At 69.5% G+C, this 14,837-nt stretch carries 14 protein-coding genes; 7 read left to right on the top strand and 7 right to left on the bottom strand.

Features of this window, described 5'->3' with window-relative positions; all coding sequences use genetic code 11:
* The first annotated feature begins 709 nt into the window (after positions 1 to 709).
* From J2850_RS17765 to J2850_RS17735, 7 genes are all read left to right on the top strand, one after another.
* The gene (locus J2850_RS17765) at positions 710 to 1,795 is read left to right on the top strand and encodes an MraY family glycosyltransferase (RefSeq protein ID WP_209984034.1); all 1,086 of its coding nucleotides are present in this window, start codon (positions 710 to 712) and stop codon (positions 1,793 to 1,795) included.
* Between the two features lie 77 nt (positions 1,796 to 1,872).
* Positions 1,873 to 3,141: a glycosyltransferase family 4 protein gene (locus tag J2850_RS17760; RefSeq protein WP_209984032.1), complete on the top strand. Its 1,269-nt coding sequence runs from the start codon at positions 1,873 to 1,875 to the stop codon at positions 3,139 to 3,141.
* A complete protein-coding gene (locus J2850_RS17755) occupies positions 3,138 to 3,773 on the top strand; it encodes an LbetaH domain-containing protein (protein ID WP_209984031.1) in 636 nt (211 codons plus the stop codon). Before J2850_RS17760 ends, J2850_RS17755 begins: the two co-directional genes overlap by 4 nt.
* A gap of 11 nt (positions 3,774 to 3,784) precedes the next feature.
* Entirely contained in the window at positions 3,785 to 4,615 is an 831-nt protein-coding gene (locus J2850_RS17750) for a glycosyltransferase family 2 protein (RefSeq protein WP_209984028.1), read from the top strand.
* Positions 4,612 to 5,232, top strand: a complete 621-nt coding sequence (locus J2850_RS17745) for a YdcF family protein (protein WP_209984026.1) — start codon at positions 4,612 to 4,614, stop codon at positions 5,230 to 5,232. Before J2850_RS17750 ends, J2850_RS17745 begins: the two co-directional genes overlap by 4 nt.
* A gap of 78 nt (positions 5,233 to 5,310) precedes the next feature.
* Complete coding sequence (locus J2850_RS17740; protein ID WP_209984024.1) at positions 5,311 to 6,552, top strand: hypothetical protein; 1,242 nt, start codon at positions 5,311 to 5,313, stop codon at positions 6,550 to 6,552.
* Positions 6,549 to 6,827 (top strand): hypothetical protein, encoded by a 279-nt coding sequence (locus J2850_RS17735; RefSeq protein WP_209984022.1) that lies wholly within the window; start codon positions 6,549 to 6,551, stop codon positions 6,825 to 6,827. The genes J2850_RS17740 and J2850_RS17735 overlap by 4 nt, the downstream gene beginning before the upstream one ends.
* On the opposite strand, the gene J2850_RS17730 is transcribed toward J2850_RS17735, so the two are convergent.
* The 7 genes from J2850_RS17730 to J2850_RS17700 form a co-directional block, all read right to left on the bottom strand.
* Positions 6,817 to 7,140, bottom strand: a complete 324-nt coding sequence (locus J2850_RS17730) for a hypothetical protein (RefSeq protein ID WP_209984021.1) — start codon at positions 7,138 to 7,140, stop codon at positions 6,817 to 6,819. The genes J2850_RS17735 and J2850_RS17730 overlap by 11 nt on opposite strands.
* A gap of 104 nt (positions 7,141 to 7,244) precedes the next feature.
* Positions 7,245 to 8,327 (bottom strand): acyltransferase family protein, encoded by a 1,083-nt coding sequence (locus tag J2850_RS17725; RefSeq protein WP_209984019.1) that lies wholly within the window; start codon positions 8,325 to 8,327, stop codon positions 7,245 to 7,247.
* An 81-nt stretch (positions 8,328 to 8,408) separates the two neighbouring features.
* The gene (locus J2850_RS17720) at positions 8,409 to 9,575 is read right to left on the bottom strand and encodes a glycosyltransferase (RefSeq protein ID WP_209984017.1); all 1,167 of its coding nucleotides are present in this window, start codon (positions 9,573 to 9,575) and stop codon (positions 8,409 to 8,411) included.
* 8 nt (positions 9,576 to 9,583) lie between these two features.
* A complete protein-coding gene (locus J2850_RS17715; protein WP_209984014.1) occupies positions 9,584 to 10,933 on the bottom strand; it encodes a glycosyltransferase family 4 protein in 1,350 nt (449 codons plus the stop codon).
* A gap of 83 nt (positions 10,934 to 11,016) precedes the next feature.
* A complete protein-coding gene (locus tag J2850_RS17710) occupies positions 11,017 to 11,991 on the bottom strand; it encodes a GDP-L-fucose synthase family protein (RefSeq protein ID WP_370878966.1) in 975 nt (324 codons plus the stop codon).
* Complete coding sequence (gmd, locus tag J2850_RS17705; RefSeq protein WP_209984013.1) at positions 11,978 to 13,042, bottom strand: GDP-mannose 4,6-dehydratase; 1,065 nt, start codon at positions 13,040 to 13,042, stop codon at positions 11,978 to 11,980. The genes J2850_RS17710 and gmd overlap by 14 nt, the downstream gene beginning before the upstream one ends.
* Positions 13,039 to 14,475 carry a glycosyltransferase family 4 protein gene (locus J2850_RS17700; protein WP_209984011.1) on the bottom strand — a complete coding sequence of 479 codons (1,437 nt, stop codon included), beginning with the start codon at positions 14,473 to 14,475 and terminating at the stop codon, positions 13,039 to 13,041. Before J2850_RS17700 ends, gmd begins: the two co-directional genes overlap by 4 nt.
* Positions 14,476 to 14,837 lie beyond the last annotated feature (362 nt).

Genomic DNA, 14,837 nt, shown 5'->3' with positions numbered 1-14,837 from the left:
GGCCGTCCCGCCATGGACGCCCGGGCGCATTTCTGCAAAAGCGCTTCGGCAATTTTCGGGGGGCTGGGTCAAAACCCGAGGTTGCATCGAATTTCAAACAAACAGTACCAATAAGCGTCGCAGGGTTTTCATTTTCTGAGGGCTAGTCTTGCGGTTCTTTTCGAACGTAGCCGGATACCGAATTCGCGAGAAAGCGGTTCATCCCCTCGGATGAGTAGGGGCTGAGAAGAAATATTGAATGATCATACCCTTCGTAAGTGGTGGCTGCGACCACCAAGCCGGAACCCAAGAGATGGAGCCGCAGGCAGCTTTGGGTTGAGGTCGGCCACCCCGGCCCGGGCCTGCGCCACCCGGCCGGGGTGCGGCGTCCATGCGCCGCCGTTTCCTCCTGTGGGGTGCGGCAGCGGCGGCTGTTCCGCCTCTCCGACCGCAGGCGGATGCCGATACGCAGGACGCCTTATACGCCTTCCGGCAGTGCGGTGGTCGCCTACGTCGAAAACGTCATGGCCTTCAGGCAAAGCGCCAAATCGCCGGTCGGCGCCGCGGCGACTAAGCTCTGCCGGACCCGCATGCCGGTCGGCGGAGCGTGCCGTCCGGACGCCCCGCCCAGGCGAACCGCGGGCGCCATAGCCCTTACCGGAACAAGGCCCCTGAGCGCGGCCGGCGGCTGTTTCCGCCACCGGCCGGCGCGGGCGACGGGAGTCGATCGATGATGACCTTGCCCATGATGATCCTGCTCAACTCCTTCCTGATCTGCGTCGGCATGATCGCCTGCCTGCAACGTCTTGCGCCGCGGCTTGGTCTCCTCGACATCCCGTCCGGCCGCAAGCAGCACGAGGAAGCCGTTCCGATGGTGGGCGGCATCGCCATCTTCGTCGCCCTCACGCTCTCCATCCTGCTTGGCCCGAAGTTCGAGGGGGCGCTGGTGCCGTTCTTCACCGGCGTGGCGCTGCTGGTGGCGCTTGGCGTCATCGACGACCGCAACGGCATGGACGCGCGGACCAAGCTGCTCGGGCAGATCGTCGCGACGCTGGTCATGATCATGCCGGACCAGACCACCACGGTTGCCCATCTCGGCGACCTGCTCGGCTGGGGCGCCATCGCGCTGGAGGGCGCTGCGGTGCCGTTGACCGTCCTCTTCGTGGTCGCTTCGATCAACGCATTCAACATGATCGACGGGCTCGACGGCGTCGCCGGCGGCGTCGCCGGTGTCGGCCTGCTCTGGCTCGCCGCGGTGGCGGTGCTGGAAGGCCGGATGGAGTTGATGACCCTGGCGCTCACCCTGGCCTGCGCGATCTCCGGTTTCCTGCTGTTCAACCTGCGCCATCGCTGGCGCAGCCGCGCCGAGGTGTTCCTCGGCGACGCCGGCAGCATGATGGTCGGCGCCATCCTCGCCTTCCTGGCGGTGCGCCTGTCGCAGGGGCCGGAAGGGGTGGCAGCGGCACCGGCCGCCCTGCTGTGGACCGTGGCGCTGCCCGGGATCGACATGGTCAGCGTGACCGCCCGCCGGATCGCCCGACGGCGCTCGCCATTCGCGGCCGACCGCATCCACCTGCACCATGTGCTGCTCGACTGCGGCTTCTCGCCCTGCGCGGTGACCTTCCTCCTGATTGCGCTGGCGTTCCTCCTCGGCGGCTGCGGCCTGCTCGGCGTCGCCTTGAGGATCCCCGACTACTTGATGTTCTGGGGCCTCGCTCTGCCGATGGCCGCCCATTCCTGGTTCGTGCTGGCCGGGTGGAAGGGCGTCCGCCTCCCCGCCCGCAGCACCATCGCCCTGCGGGAGCGCGTGTCGTGAGCGCACCGGCCGGCCGAAGGACTGCCGCCCTGGGGAATGCCCCTCTGGGGAATGCCGCCCTGGGGAATGCCGGCGGCATGACCACTGGCTTCTTCGGCCTGCCCCACCTCGGCGGTACCTACTCGGTGTTCCGCACCCTGCGCCCAGGGCTGGCGGCCCGCGGCATCGGGTTGCGTTGGATCGGAACCGGCGCGCCGGCGTCCCGGGCACTGCTCCGCAGCCCTTGGGCCTCCGAGATGGCCCGGGGCACGGTCGTGGCGCCGCAGGAGAGCGAGGAGCGCAGCCAGGCCGCCGCCCTTCTCGACCACATCGGGCATGGCGGCTACGACGCGGTGTTCGTGAACGTCCTGGCCGACCGGGTCCAGACCAATGCGGTGCGCTACCTGGACCGGCGCGTGCTCCGGGTCATGGTGGTCCACAACATCACGCCCGCCACCTATGCCGCCGCCACCGCGATCCGCGACTGGGTGCATGCCACCGTCTGCGTCTCGCCGCGCATCCGCGATGATCTGGTGGCCCGGCACGGCTTTGCGCCCGAGCGGACGCATGTCATTCTGAACGCCATCCTGCCTCCCATGGCGAAGCCGGAGGCGCCGCGCGGCGCCCGCCCGCCGATCACCACCCAGGCGCCGCTGCGGCTGCTCAGCCTGGGGCGGGTCGAGGACGCCTCCAAGGGCGTGCTCTGGCTCCCCCGCATCCTGCGGAGGCTGGACGGGTTGCCCTGTGTGCTGACGGTGGGCGGCGACGGCCCCGATCTCGAGAACCTACGCCGGGACTGCGCCCGTTTTGGCCGGCAGGTGCGCTTCCTCGGCGCCGTTCCGGCGGAGCGGGTGGCGGCCGTCATGGCCGAGCACGACGTGCTGGTCTTCCCGTCGCGCTTCGAGGGGTTCGGCCTGACGCTCGCCGAGGCGATGGCGGCCGGCTGCGTGCCCGTGGCCTCGGCGATCCGTGGCGTCACCGATGCGGTGGTCGACGATGGGCGTACCGGCCTGCTGTTTCCCGTCGGTGCGCCGGAGCGGGCAGCATTGGCGATCCAGCGCCTGATCATGGAGCCCGGCCGGCTGGAGCGCCTGTCTTCGGCGGCCCGGCTGGAGGCTGCACGGCGGTTCGACGCCGCCGCCGCCGCCGGTGCCTATGCCGACCTGCTGCAGGACCTGCGCCGCCATCCGCCGGCCATCGCCGACCCCCTGCCGCTGGCCCGGTGGCGCTACCCAGGCGGCCTGGGTGACGGCGGGCTGCGCCGCTTCGTTCCGCACCCGATCAAGAACCTGCTGCGCATGCTGCGCGAGCGCTCCGCGCTGGCGCTCGCTGCGGCCGGTTCCGGACGTCCTGGAGAACGACCATGACCGCCCATCCCGAACCCTCGACGCCCGTCGCCGGCGGCTTCCACCCCGCCATCTCCTCTGCCATTCTCTCCGCCTCCTTGGGCGGCCGAATCCGCCCAAGCTCGCTGTCGCTGCGCAACCGGCTCGGTCGGGCGCTGTGGGGGCTGGTCTGGCTCCTGCTGTTCCGCCCCTCGCCCAAAGTCTGTCATGGCTGGCGGCGCTTCCTGCTCCGCCTGTTCGGTGCCCGGCTGGGGCGGGGGGCCATCGTCCATGCCTCGGTCCGGGTCTTCGCGCCCTGGAACCTGGAGATGGGCGAGCACGCCTCGCTCTCGCACTTCGTCGACTGCTACTGCGTCGACCGCATCTCGGTGGGCGCCTACGCGACGGTCAGCCAGTACAGCTTCCTATGCTCGGCGAGCCACGATTTCCGCCAATTCCAGATGCCGCTGGTCACCAAGCCGGTCGAGATCGGCGCGCTGGCCTGGGTCGCCGCCGACGTGTTCGTCGCCCCCGGCGTCAGGATCGGCGAAGGCGCGATGGTCCAGGCGCGCTCGACCGTCCTGGAGGACGTGGCGGACTGGACGATCGCCGGTGGCCACCCGGCCCGGGCGATCGCCGAGCGGGTGATGGTCGGAGAGCTTCCAACCTGGTGAGGACCCGAAGCATGGGCGTTTCCGTACTCATCCTGACCCTGAACGAGGAGCGCAACCTCCCGGCCTGCCTCGAGGCGGTCAGGTGGAGCGACGACATCGTCGTGCTCGACTCGTTCAGTTCGGACCGCACGGTGGAGATCGCCAGGTCGTTCGGCGCGCGGGTGGTCCAGCGCCGGTTCGATACCTGGTCCTCGCACCAGAACTGGGCATCGAAGGAGATCCCGTTCAAGAACAAGTGGGTCTACTACTCCGACGCCGACGAGATCGTCACGCCGGAGCTGCGCGACGAGCTGCTGCGCATCGCCGGCGATCCGGCGCTGGCGCCGGTCGCCTACCGGCTGCGCTACCGCAACTTCTTCTGCGGCCGCTGGCTGCGCCATTGCGGCATCTACCCGGTCTGGGTCCTGCGCTTCTACCAGCCGGACAAGGTCCGCTTCGAACGCATCGTCAACCCGGTCGCCGTGGTCGACGGTGAGGAGGGGCGTCTGGACGGCCATTTCCACCACTACTCCTTCAACAACGGCCTCCAGGCCTGGTTCGACAAGCACAACCGCTACTCCCAGCAGGAGGCGATCGAATCCCTGCGCAGCCTGCGCGGGTCGCCCCTCGACTGGCGCGCCCTGGCCGGCAACGCCGTGGCGCGCCGCCGGCTGCTGAAGGAGCTGAGTTTCCGGCTGCCCTGCCGGTCGCTGCTGCGCTTCGTCTACATGTACCTGCTGCGGCTCGGCTTCCTCGATGGCTGGCAGGGCTACACCTACTGCCGGATGCTGGCGATCTACGAATACATGATCGAGCTGAAGGTCATGGAGATCGAGCGGCGCGAGCGGGGGCTCTCGGTGTGACCACCCTTCCGCCGTCGAACCGTGCCCGGCGAACCTCGCCGTGGCGCTTCCTGCTCCTGTCGATTTCGGGTGCCCTGCTGTTGGTGGCGGTCTATGTCGGACTGCATGTGGGGGCGCGCCATCTCCTCACCGTGCGGACGCCGCTCAATCCGGCCGACGCCATCGTCGTCCTCGGCGGCGAGGCCGAAGGGCGGCCGGATCGGGCCGCCGCGCTCTACCGCGCTGGGCTGGCGCCACGCGTCATCGTCAGCGGCGACGGCGACTGCCGGGAGGCGGCGGCCCGGCTGCGCGCCGGCGGCGTCGCCCCGGACGCCATCCTGGTCGAGTGCCGCTCCGGCAACACCGCCGAGAACGCCGCCTTTTCCAGCCAGATCCTGCGTGCGCTCGGTGCGCGCAGCGTCATCGTCGTGACCTCCTGGTGGCACACGGCACGGGCGCTGCGCTGCTTCGAGCGGAGCGCCCGGGACATGGTGGTGATGATGGCGCCAAGCGCCGGACCGCCACCGGCCCGTGAGATCCCGGGGGAGATCCTGGGCTGGCAGCCCGACGGCGAGCATGTCAGGCAGGAATACCTCAAGACGTTCCTCTACCGTCTGCCCGGCGTGAACCGGTGCTGAAGGAGGCCGGGGATGGAAACGATCAACTGGATCCTGCTCCTCGCCCTGGCGGCCCTCACCTTTGCCCTGCTGGTGACGGTGCTGGGCCGCAAGGGGCGCATCTACGAATACCCGTTCTTCGCCGGGGCGATGTTCTTCAGCTTCGTCCTGCCGCAGTTGCCCGGGCTGGCCGGCGACCCGTATCTTCCGGAAGGCGCTTTTGCCAAGACCATGGTGGTGACGCTGTCCTGCGCGGTGATGCTCTGGCTGGGCTGGGCCGTCACCAACCGGCCGATGCGCGCCTTCGCCTACGAGATGAGCGAACAGCGCCTGATCACCGCCGCTGCGGCGCTGTCGGCGGCCGGCGCGTTCTTCTACTTCAAGATCAGCCACCTGCCCGTGGAGGTCAGGGATCTCAGCCTGCCGACCGGATTGCCGGTCGCCTATAATTTTTTTGCCAAGATGCTCGGATACGGCTTCACCTTGGCGACGATCTGCTTCGTACGGACCGGGTCGCGCTTGGCGCTGGTGATCGCCCTGTTCGGGGCGATGTTCTATCTGGAGCGGATCATCTTCGCCGGGCGGCGGGGAGACACCTCCGAATTCGTCCTGATCATCCTGCTGAGCTATTGGTTCGAACGGGGGCGGACGGTGCCGCGGGCGCTCGCTCTGGCGGCGGTGCTCGTCGGAACGCTGGTGATGAACAGCACCGGCGACTATCGCAAGGTCGCCAAGGCCGAGGAGGGGCCGAGCCTCGACCGGGTGATGCAGATCGACTTCGTCGGCAACCTCAAGGATCTGCTGGCCAACGGCGGCCCGGAGATGCTCAACGCGGTCTACAAGATCAATGCCATCGACGAGAACATGATCCTGGATTTCGGCGCGTTCCACTGGAACACCCTGGTGTTCAACTATATCCCGGCCCAGGTCACCGGCACCGAGTTCAAGGATCTGCTGTTCATCCCGATCAGGAATCCCTATGCGTTCACCGCCCATGCGCCGGCGACCGGCAGCACCGAAACCGGCATGGCCGACGGGTTCGGCTCATTCTGGTATTTTGGCGCGATCAAATTCTTTCTCATCGGCCTGGTGTTGAAGCGGCTTTACTGCGCAGCGATGCAGCGGTCCATCCCGGGACAGTTTCTCTACATGCTGCTCCTGACGCCAGGCATGCTGGCGATCACGCATCATACCCACTTCATCTTGAACATATGGGTCCATCTCTCGATTTTTGTCTATCCGGTCCTGCTCTGGTCCCGGAAGCCCGCAGACCGTTTTGCTCCGACTACCCTCGGGCGCTCCGGCCCGATCCGGGACCCACGCCGGGCTTTCAGTGCATGATCGCCGGCGGCGCCAGACGCCAGTTGCTTTCCACCGGCCCCATGCCCGATCCCGTCCCGTCTTCCCGGCTGGGCGAGCTGCACGGCGCCGGGCTCGGCAAGAACCGGTGTGTCGTCGATCCCGGTTGCGCTTGGATTCTGGCGAGAAAACGTCTGAACCGACGGCAGGGGAGGCTCGGCCGCATCTTACTCGCCCTGCTCATCACCGCTGCCGTCTTCTTCATTTTCATTGCCAAACGCGTCACAGGATTTCGAAAACCGGACCTTATCCGGTGACGAACCAACCGGCCTGGACCTGGGCCTGGGCCTGGGCTTGGGTGATGCCGCGCAGCACCACCTCGTCCTCGGAGGAGAAGACGATCACCACGTTGCCGGCACCGTCGCCGCGCAGGCTGTAGCCCTGGCCGTCGGCCAGCCGCAGCCGGTCGCCCTCGGCGGCCTGGAAGTCGGTGATCACGTCCCTGCCGCTGCCGCTTGCGAAGACGAACAGGTCGGCCCCCGCTCTGCCGCTCAGCGTGTCGGCGACGCCGTTGTTGCCGACGGACTCGGTGCGCTCAGCCGTCACCACCGGGACGCGCCACAGGACCATCGGCTCCCTCTCCCGCTTCGCATCGAGTGCCTCGACCGGACAGGCAAGCCCCCGGCCCTTCGAAACCCGGGATCGGCCATTCGGTGACCCTCCCGGCACCGGCATCATGCCTCGGCCTTGGCTGCCCGTCTCCAGGCCTGCTTGGAGAGCTGGATCGAAGGCGCCTCCACCAGACGGTGGAAGATGGCGGTGACGCCGAAGGTGAGCGGGAGATAGAGCAGCGCCGCACCCCACAGGGGCAGCAGGTGAACGAGCGAGAACAGCACCGTCGCGTGGACGAGATACAGGCTGTACGAGACCCTGCCCAGGTACTGGATCGCAGGCAGGCGGAGGGCGCTCCCGAAACGCCGGCTCGACAGCGCCGCCATGATCAGCCAGGCATCGCCGGCGACCACGAACCAATCCGTGAAGAATCCAAAATGCGCCCGCACCGACGGCGGCCCGTAGCCGTACAGCACGAGGGCCAAGGCGGCAAGGCTCAGAATGGCACGGCTGCGCCCGCCGATCGCTTCATATGCGGCTTGCAGGCTGTCCAGGGTTCGGACCATCACCGCCCCGGCGGCGAAGATGCCGGCATAGTGCAGGGTCGGCAGCCAGTCTGCCTCATAGGGGGAGGTGCCTGCGGCGGCGGTGGTCGCACCTGCCGCGGCCACGGCCACGGCCCAAGCCGGGGCATGAACCGTGAACAGCAGCAGGAGCGGGAAAATGAGGGAGATCCGCATCTCGTAGACGAGCGACCAGAAGGCCGTGTTGAGTTGGGCGGTGTCGAACCGGCCGACGAGCAGCAGCTGCTCGCTCAGCATCGCAGGCGTGACGGGCTCGTTCCAGGTCATCGCGAACCAGGTGCTCACGCCGTCCCTCGGCCCGCCGAAGCAGATGGCGCCGAGCGCGGCGAGTCCGACGGCGGCGGCATAGGGCGGGTAGATGCGGCACAAGCGCCTGCGCAGGAAGGCCGGATAGTCGAGCCTGCTCGACAGGATCGACGCGGCCAGCACGAAACCGCTGAGCAGGAAGAACAGCAGCACGGCTTCGTGCCCGGCGAACAAGATGCGTGTCGGCGCCTTCACGAGCAGGTCGGCCAGTGGATAGGTGTCCCGTGGAAAGACGTTGAGGAGATGCCGGAGGACGACGCTCAACGCAGCCAAGCCGCGCAGCGCGTCGAGTTCGGAATGGCGATGCCTGATCACACGGCCTCCTACGGTCGATCTTCTTGACGCCGCATCTTTCCGAGAAGCTGACGGGGCCGCGCGGCCCCGCCGCCAGGCGCATCACGGCAGGACGCAGCCCGGCCGTTCTCCGCCGCCGACCAGCCAGCGGTACACCGCGCTCATCTCGGCGGCCACCTTGGGCCAGGTGAAGCGCTCCTCGACGAGCCGGCGGCCACGCCGGCCGATGGCCCGGCGCTGCCCATCGTCGAGCGTGAGGAAGTCCGCCAGGCCGTCGGCGATCGAGGCCGGGTCGGTGGCGATCTCGAGCGCCGCCCCGGCCTCGAAGCCGATGGGCATGTTGCATTCCGGCGTCATCAGCACCGGAAGGCCGGCGCACCAGGCCTCCAGCACGGCCATGGGGAAGCCTTCGCTGAGCGAGGGCAGGATCATGGCGTCCGCCGCCCCGTAGCTCAGCCGTTTGCCGACGCCGAATTGCGGACCCGCGAAGGTGACGGACCCGGCGATGTCCAGCTCGTCGCTGAGGACCGCCAGGTCGTGGCGATGGTCGTTCTGGTCCCAGCCGGCGATCACCAGATGCCAACCGCCAGCGCCGGGGACCTTGCGCTGGCGCAGCAGCGCCCAGGCGCGCAGCAGCGCCGGCAGGTTTTTCTTGGGATGGAGGCGGCCGAGGAAGAGCAGGGTGCGGGCCCCCGGGGGGACCGCCTCGAACCAGTCTGGCTTGCCGTCGTGAACGGGTTCGTTGCCGGCGAGGTCGACGCCGTTGGGAATGACGCAGACCGGGTTCTTCTGCCCGAAGGCCCGGAGCGACCGCAGCTCCGACTCGCACAGGGCATGCAGGCAGCCGGCCCCGTTCAGATGGGCCCCCTCATAGAGCCGCAGCGCGATCTTTTTCTTCCAGCCCGCGTTCGCCACCGCCCAGGGGTCGAGCATGCCATGCGGGCTGATCACATAGGGTCGGCCGCCGCGGGCCTGGAGCCGGTTGGCGAGCGACGGATACATCCACATGCCATGGACATGGGTGAGATCGGCCCGGGCGCTGCGCAGGGCGGGGGCCAGCCCGCCGGAATAACCCCAGGATTTCGGACCGCGAATCCCGCAGGCGGCGATGGGAAGTGGCCGCCAGGCGGCCAGGTCGCCATCGTCGGGCCGGTTGCACAGGCCGACGACCGAGACCGACAGGTCCGGAGGCTGGTGAAGCGCCGTGGCGAGCCCATGCAGCGCGAAGAAGACGCCGCCGCCCATGGGGGAGACCGATGCGGTCAGCATGCAGATGTTCATCGCGATGCCGGCATCGGGATCCGGTCCTTGACGTCCGGATGCGCGCCGCCTTTCCGTGACGGGGAGGGGCCGTCGGGACCGGCCGCCGGGGCGCCGGCGGCGGAGGACGAGGCGGGCATGAGGCCGTTCGCCGCCGCGTGCAATGCCGCGACCAGCCGCATCCCATAGGCGTCGACGTCGTATTCCCGGAACCGCAGCCTCGCCCGCTCGGCCATGTCGCGCCGCCAGGCAGGGTCGTCCGCCAGGGTTTCCAGGGCGGTGACGATCGCGTCGGGGTCGCCGGGGGGAACGATGAAGCCCTGCACGCCGTCCTGGACGACGCTGCCCGTGTTGGGCGTGCAGACCACCGGCAGCCCGGCGGCGAGCGCCTCGTAGACGGCGGTGGCGGAGCCTTCGCAGATCGAGGGCAGCAGGAAGACGTCGGCCCAAGCATAATGGCGCAGGATGTCGCCGCGCGGCACCGGACCGAGGATTTGCAGGTTCGGCGACGTATCGGCGACGACCGGCGCCGGCAGCGCGCAGGGGCCGGCCATGCGGAACTCGGCGCGGCCGGCAAGCCGGCGCGCCGCCTCGATCACATGGGGCGAGCCCTTGCGCAGGCCGACCTCTCCGACGCTCAGCACGCGTAGCGGCCCCTGCCGCGGGTCGCGCGCCGGCAGCATGAAGCGGTCGTCGACGCCGTAGGGGACGACGACGCAGCGCTCGACGGGACCGCCGCAGTCGGCGACGGACTGGCGGACGAACTCGGAGCCGCAGACGATCAGGTCGGCGGCCTCCCACTCCGCACGCTCATGCGCGCACAAGGCGGCCGCCGTCTTGCGGTCCAGGACCCGTGCCTCCCAGTCGGGGAAGCGGCCGGCCTGCTCGATCATCAGCCGGTCCTGCAGCTGGACCGAGGCGATCGTCTGTTCCAGCACCGTCGTCAGCCCGGCGCGGCGGGCCTCGCGCAGCAGCTCCAGCGCGGCGCCATCGAAGGCATAGACCATCGAGGCCCCGCCCAAGCCGCAGCGGAGGACGCGGCGGCAGAAGGACCGCCCGCCGTCGAGATACATCCGTGCCGCCTCGCCCGCATTGCGCGCGCGGGTGCGGCGAAAGCCGAAGGTCAGCCCGAACAGCGGGAAGCTGGTGATCTTGGCCGCCGGGACGGCGGTGGGCCGGCGCATGGCCAGACGGCGCAGGGTGGGGGGCGTGATGTCCGGCGGCAGCGCCGCCACCGTGTCGGCCCAGTCGCCGGTCACGCAGATGTCGGTGAAGAACCGTTCGAGGGCACCGGCCTCTTGCAGGATCCGGGGCACCGCATAGTGCATGCGGGCACCGATCTGGGCGACCAGAACGCGCGGCATCATGGGAGGTCCTCCGCAGCAGGAAAGGGGGGAGCTTTTGGGGCTTCGCGAGCCGACCGTCAGGCGGCGATGGTTCCTGCCGCCCGTCAGGCGGCGACGGTCCCGGCCGCGGCGATGTCCTGCTCCAGGAACCAGCGGTAGGTCTGGCGCAGCCCCGCGCGCAGGTCGATGTGCGGGCGCCAGCCCATCGCCGTCAGCCTGCCGCTGTCCAGCAGCTTGCGCGGCGTGCCGTCCGGCTTGCCGGCGTCGAACACCAGCTCGCCGTCCCAGCCGACCACCTCGGCGATCAGCCGGGCCAACTCGGCGATACCGACCTCGCTGCCGGAACCGACATTCACGTGCTCCTCGCCCGAATAGCGGTTGAGCAGGAAGACGAGGCCGTCGGCGAGGTCGTCGACATGGAGGAACTCGCGCAGCGGCCTGCCGCTGCCCCAGACCTCGACGGTGCGGCGGCCGGCCAGCTTGGCCTCGTGCAGCTTGCGCATCAGGGCGGGCAGGACATGGCTGGAGGCGAGGTCGAAATTGTCGCCGGGGCCGTACAGGTTGGTCGGCATCGCCGCGATGAAGTCGCAGCCGTTGTGCCGGCGGTAGGCCTGGCACAGCAGGATGCCGGCGATCTTGGCGATGGCGTACCACTGATTGGTCGGCTCCAGCGGCCCGCCCAGCAGGGCGCTTTCGGGGATGGGCTGCGGCGCCAGCCGGGGATAGACGCAGGACGAGCTGAGATAGAGCAGCTTGGCGACGCCGTTGCGCTTCGACGCCTCGATCAGGTTGGTGCCGATCGCCAGGTTGTCGTAGATGAACTCCGCCGGCCGGGTGTCGTTGGCCAGGATGCCGCCGACCGTCGCCGCCGCCGCCACCACCACCTCCGGCCGCATCCGGGCCATCCAGGCCTCGACATCGTCCTGCCGGCGCAGGTCGAGTTCGGCGCGGGGCACCGTCAGGATCTCGCAGCCCTCACGCGCCAGCCGGCGGACGACGGCGGAGCCGACCATGCCGCGATGGCCCGCCACCCAGACCCGCCGGCCCTCGAGCGGGAAGATGAGCTCATGCATCGACATAGGCACGCCCTCCGGTCTGTTCGGATTGCAGGTCGGCCGCCATCATCTCGGCGACGAGCTGGCGGAAGGAGGTGCGGTGGCGCCAGCCGAGCCGCTCGCGCGCCTTGGACGGGTCGCCGAGCAGCAGCTCGACCTCGGTCGGGCGGAAATAGCGCGGGTCGATGCGCACCAGGGTCCGGCCGGTCTTCCGGCAGACGCCCTCCTCCTCGACGCCGATGCCGCGCCAGGCGATGGCGCGGCCGACATGGGCGAAGGCCAGCTCGACGAACTCGCGCACCGAATGGGTCTCGCCGGTGGCCAGCACATAGTCGTCCGGCTCGTCCTGCTGCAGCATGCGCCACATCCCCTCGACATAGTCGCGGGCATGGCCCCAGTCGCGCCTGGCGTCGAGGTTGCCGAGATACAGCCTGTCCTGCCGGCCCTGCTCGATGGCGGCGACGGCGCGGGTGATCTTGCGGGTGACGAAGGTCTCGCCGCGGGTCGGGCCCTCATGATTGAACAGGATGCCGTTGGAGGCGTGTATCCCGTAGGCCTCGCGGTAGTTCACCGTGATCCAGTAGGCGTAGAGCTTGGCGGCGGCGTAGGGGCTGCGCGGATAGAACGGCGTGGTCTCGCGCTGCGGCGTCTCCTGCACCTTGCCGTAGAGCTCCGAGGTCGAGGCCTGGTAGAAGCGGCAGCGCCCGGTCATGCCGAGCAGGCGGATCGCTTCCAGCAGGCGCAGCGTGCCGAGGCCGTCGGCGTTGCCGGTGTATTCCGGCGTCTCGAAGCTGACCTGGACGTGGCTCTGGGCCGCCAGATTGTAGACCTCGTCGGGTTGGACCTCCTGCATCAGGCGGATCAGGTTGGTGGCGTCGGTGAGGTCGCCGTAATGCAGGACGAAGCGCAGGTCGGCCTCGTGCGGGTCCTGGTAGAGGTGCTCGACCCGCCCGGTGTTGAAGGACGAGGAGCGGCGCTTGAGCCCATGCACCCGATAGCCCTTGGCGAGCAGCAGCTCGGCCAGATAGGCGCCGTCCTGCCCGGTGACACCGGTGATCAGTGCCGTCTTGGTCATTTCGCTCCCCCCACCGCCCTCTCCGCCGCCGCCCTCTCCGCCGCCACCCGGTCCCTCATCGCTCGGCCGGTCGGAGGCGCCCTGGTGCCGGCCGGCAGGCCGTCCAGCAGGGCCAGCCATTTCTCGACCACGTGGCGGCGGTCGAACTGCTCGTCGAAGGCGCGGCGCGCATTGTCTCCGAGCCGCCGGCACAGCGTGGGTGACGTGCTGAGCCGATGGATCGCTTCGGCCAGCCCGTCGGCATCGCCGATGGCGAAGGCGGAGCCGAAATCATGGTCGTGCAGCATGGCGCCGACCTCGCCCTGCCGGTCGCCGACGAACAGCGCCGGCCGTCCGGCGGCGGCGATGCCGTAAATCTTGCTCGGGATGATCAGCCCCTCGAGCTCGGGGCGCAGCGTCACCAGATGGACGTCCATGGCGCCCAGCGTCTCGCACAGGCGCTCTTCGGACTGCAGTGGCCGGAACAGGACGTTGGGCAGATTGCGCTCGGCCACCGCGCGGCGGATCTCCGCCAGCCGGTGGCCGTCGCCGACGAACAGGAACAGGATGCCGGGATCGCCCCGCAGCCGGTCGGCCGCGTCGATCACCGTGCCGAACTCGTGCGCCCGCCCCATGTTGCCGGAATAGCCGACGACGAAGCGGTTCCCCAGCCGCCACTCGCGGCGCAGGGCCACCGCCTCGCGCGGCAGCGGCCGCACCAGGCTGCCGTCCGAACAGTTGGGGATGACCGTGATGGCGTTCGGGCTGATGCCCTGGTCGGTCAGCAGCGCCGCCATGCGCCCGCCGATCACGACGTTCCTCGCCGCCTTGGCCAGCGAGCGGTTGCGCAGGCGGCGCAGCAGCGGGGCGATGCCGAGGACGCCCTTCACCTGCAAGGAGAAGGCGACTTCCGGGAACAGGTCGAGCAGCCAGTTGACCAGCAGCGTGCCCGGCGGCAGCACCGACTGCACGGTCACCGACAGCATCGGCGGGTCGGTGCAGGCGACCACGCAGTCGCCGGGACGGGCGTCCGAGACCACCGCGGCGGCGGCGGCGAGATGGAAGGTCGCGTAGTCCACCGCCCGCCGGCCCAGCCGGCCGCGGCCGAGGCTGCTGGTGCCGACGCGGTGGATGGTCACGCCGCGGATGGTTTCGTGGCGGGGCAGCGCGGCGGCGGCATCGTCGTAGCGCTGGCGGCTGGCGATCGCATGCACGGCGAAGCCCCGGGCCGTCAGCTCGAAGGCGAGGCTGCTCACCATCTGGCTGGTCGCCGACAGGTCCGGGTAGAAGTAGCGGTTGATCAGGATGATCCTTCCCCGCCGGCCGGCCGCCGGGCCGCTCCCCGGCGGTGGGACGCCCTCGGTCGGCGGGGCCTTCGCGAGACGCGGGACCGCGCCCCCGACAGGAGACGCGCCGGGATGCATCGCCCCGGCACGGGGCGTCAGCTCGTTCATGGTCGGGAAGTCCTGTCCAAGTGCCACGGGAACCATGGATACCCTCGTCCGGCAGCGACCGGGCCGGCAACTCAGGAAAAGAACCGAGGGCTCAGGCGATCCGCCTAGGTTCGGCACCGTCGGGATTCGGCATTCCAGCGGCCCCCCGCCGGTGGAGGCATGCCGTGCTCGACCCGACGGCGGATGAGACGGGGAGCCCTACCTCCCAATGGGTAAGCGGCCTCCGGCGCCCGGCTTTCCTCAGGATTGCCGAGCTTCGGTCCGGCAGGCGCGGTGCTAGCCTCAACCGATCGGCACCCCGCGCCCCGCGTGACCGACGCGGTCATCTTCCAGGGCAGGGTCCCAAGGGCATTTTCCAGGGC

Source organism: Azospirillum picis (genome assembly GCF_017876115.1).
Classification (GTDB): domain Bacteria; phylum Pseudomonadota; class Alphaproteobacteria; order Azospirillales; family Azospirillaceae; genus Azospirillum; species Azospirillum picis.
Note: the sequence above shows the minus strand (reverse complement) of the source record. Positions and strands in the feature narration are given on the sequence as shown.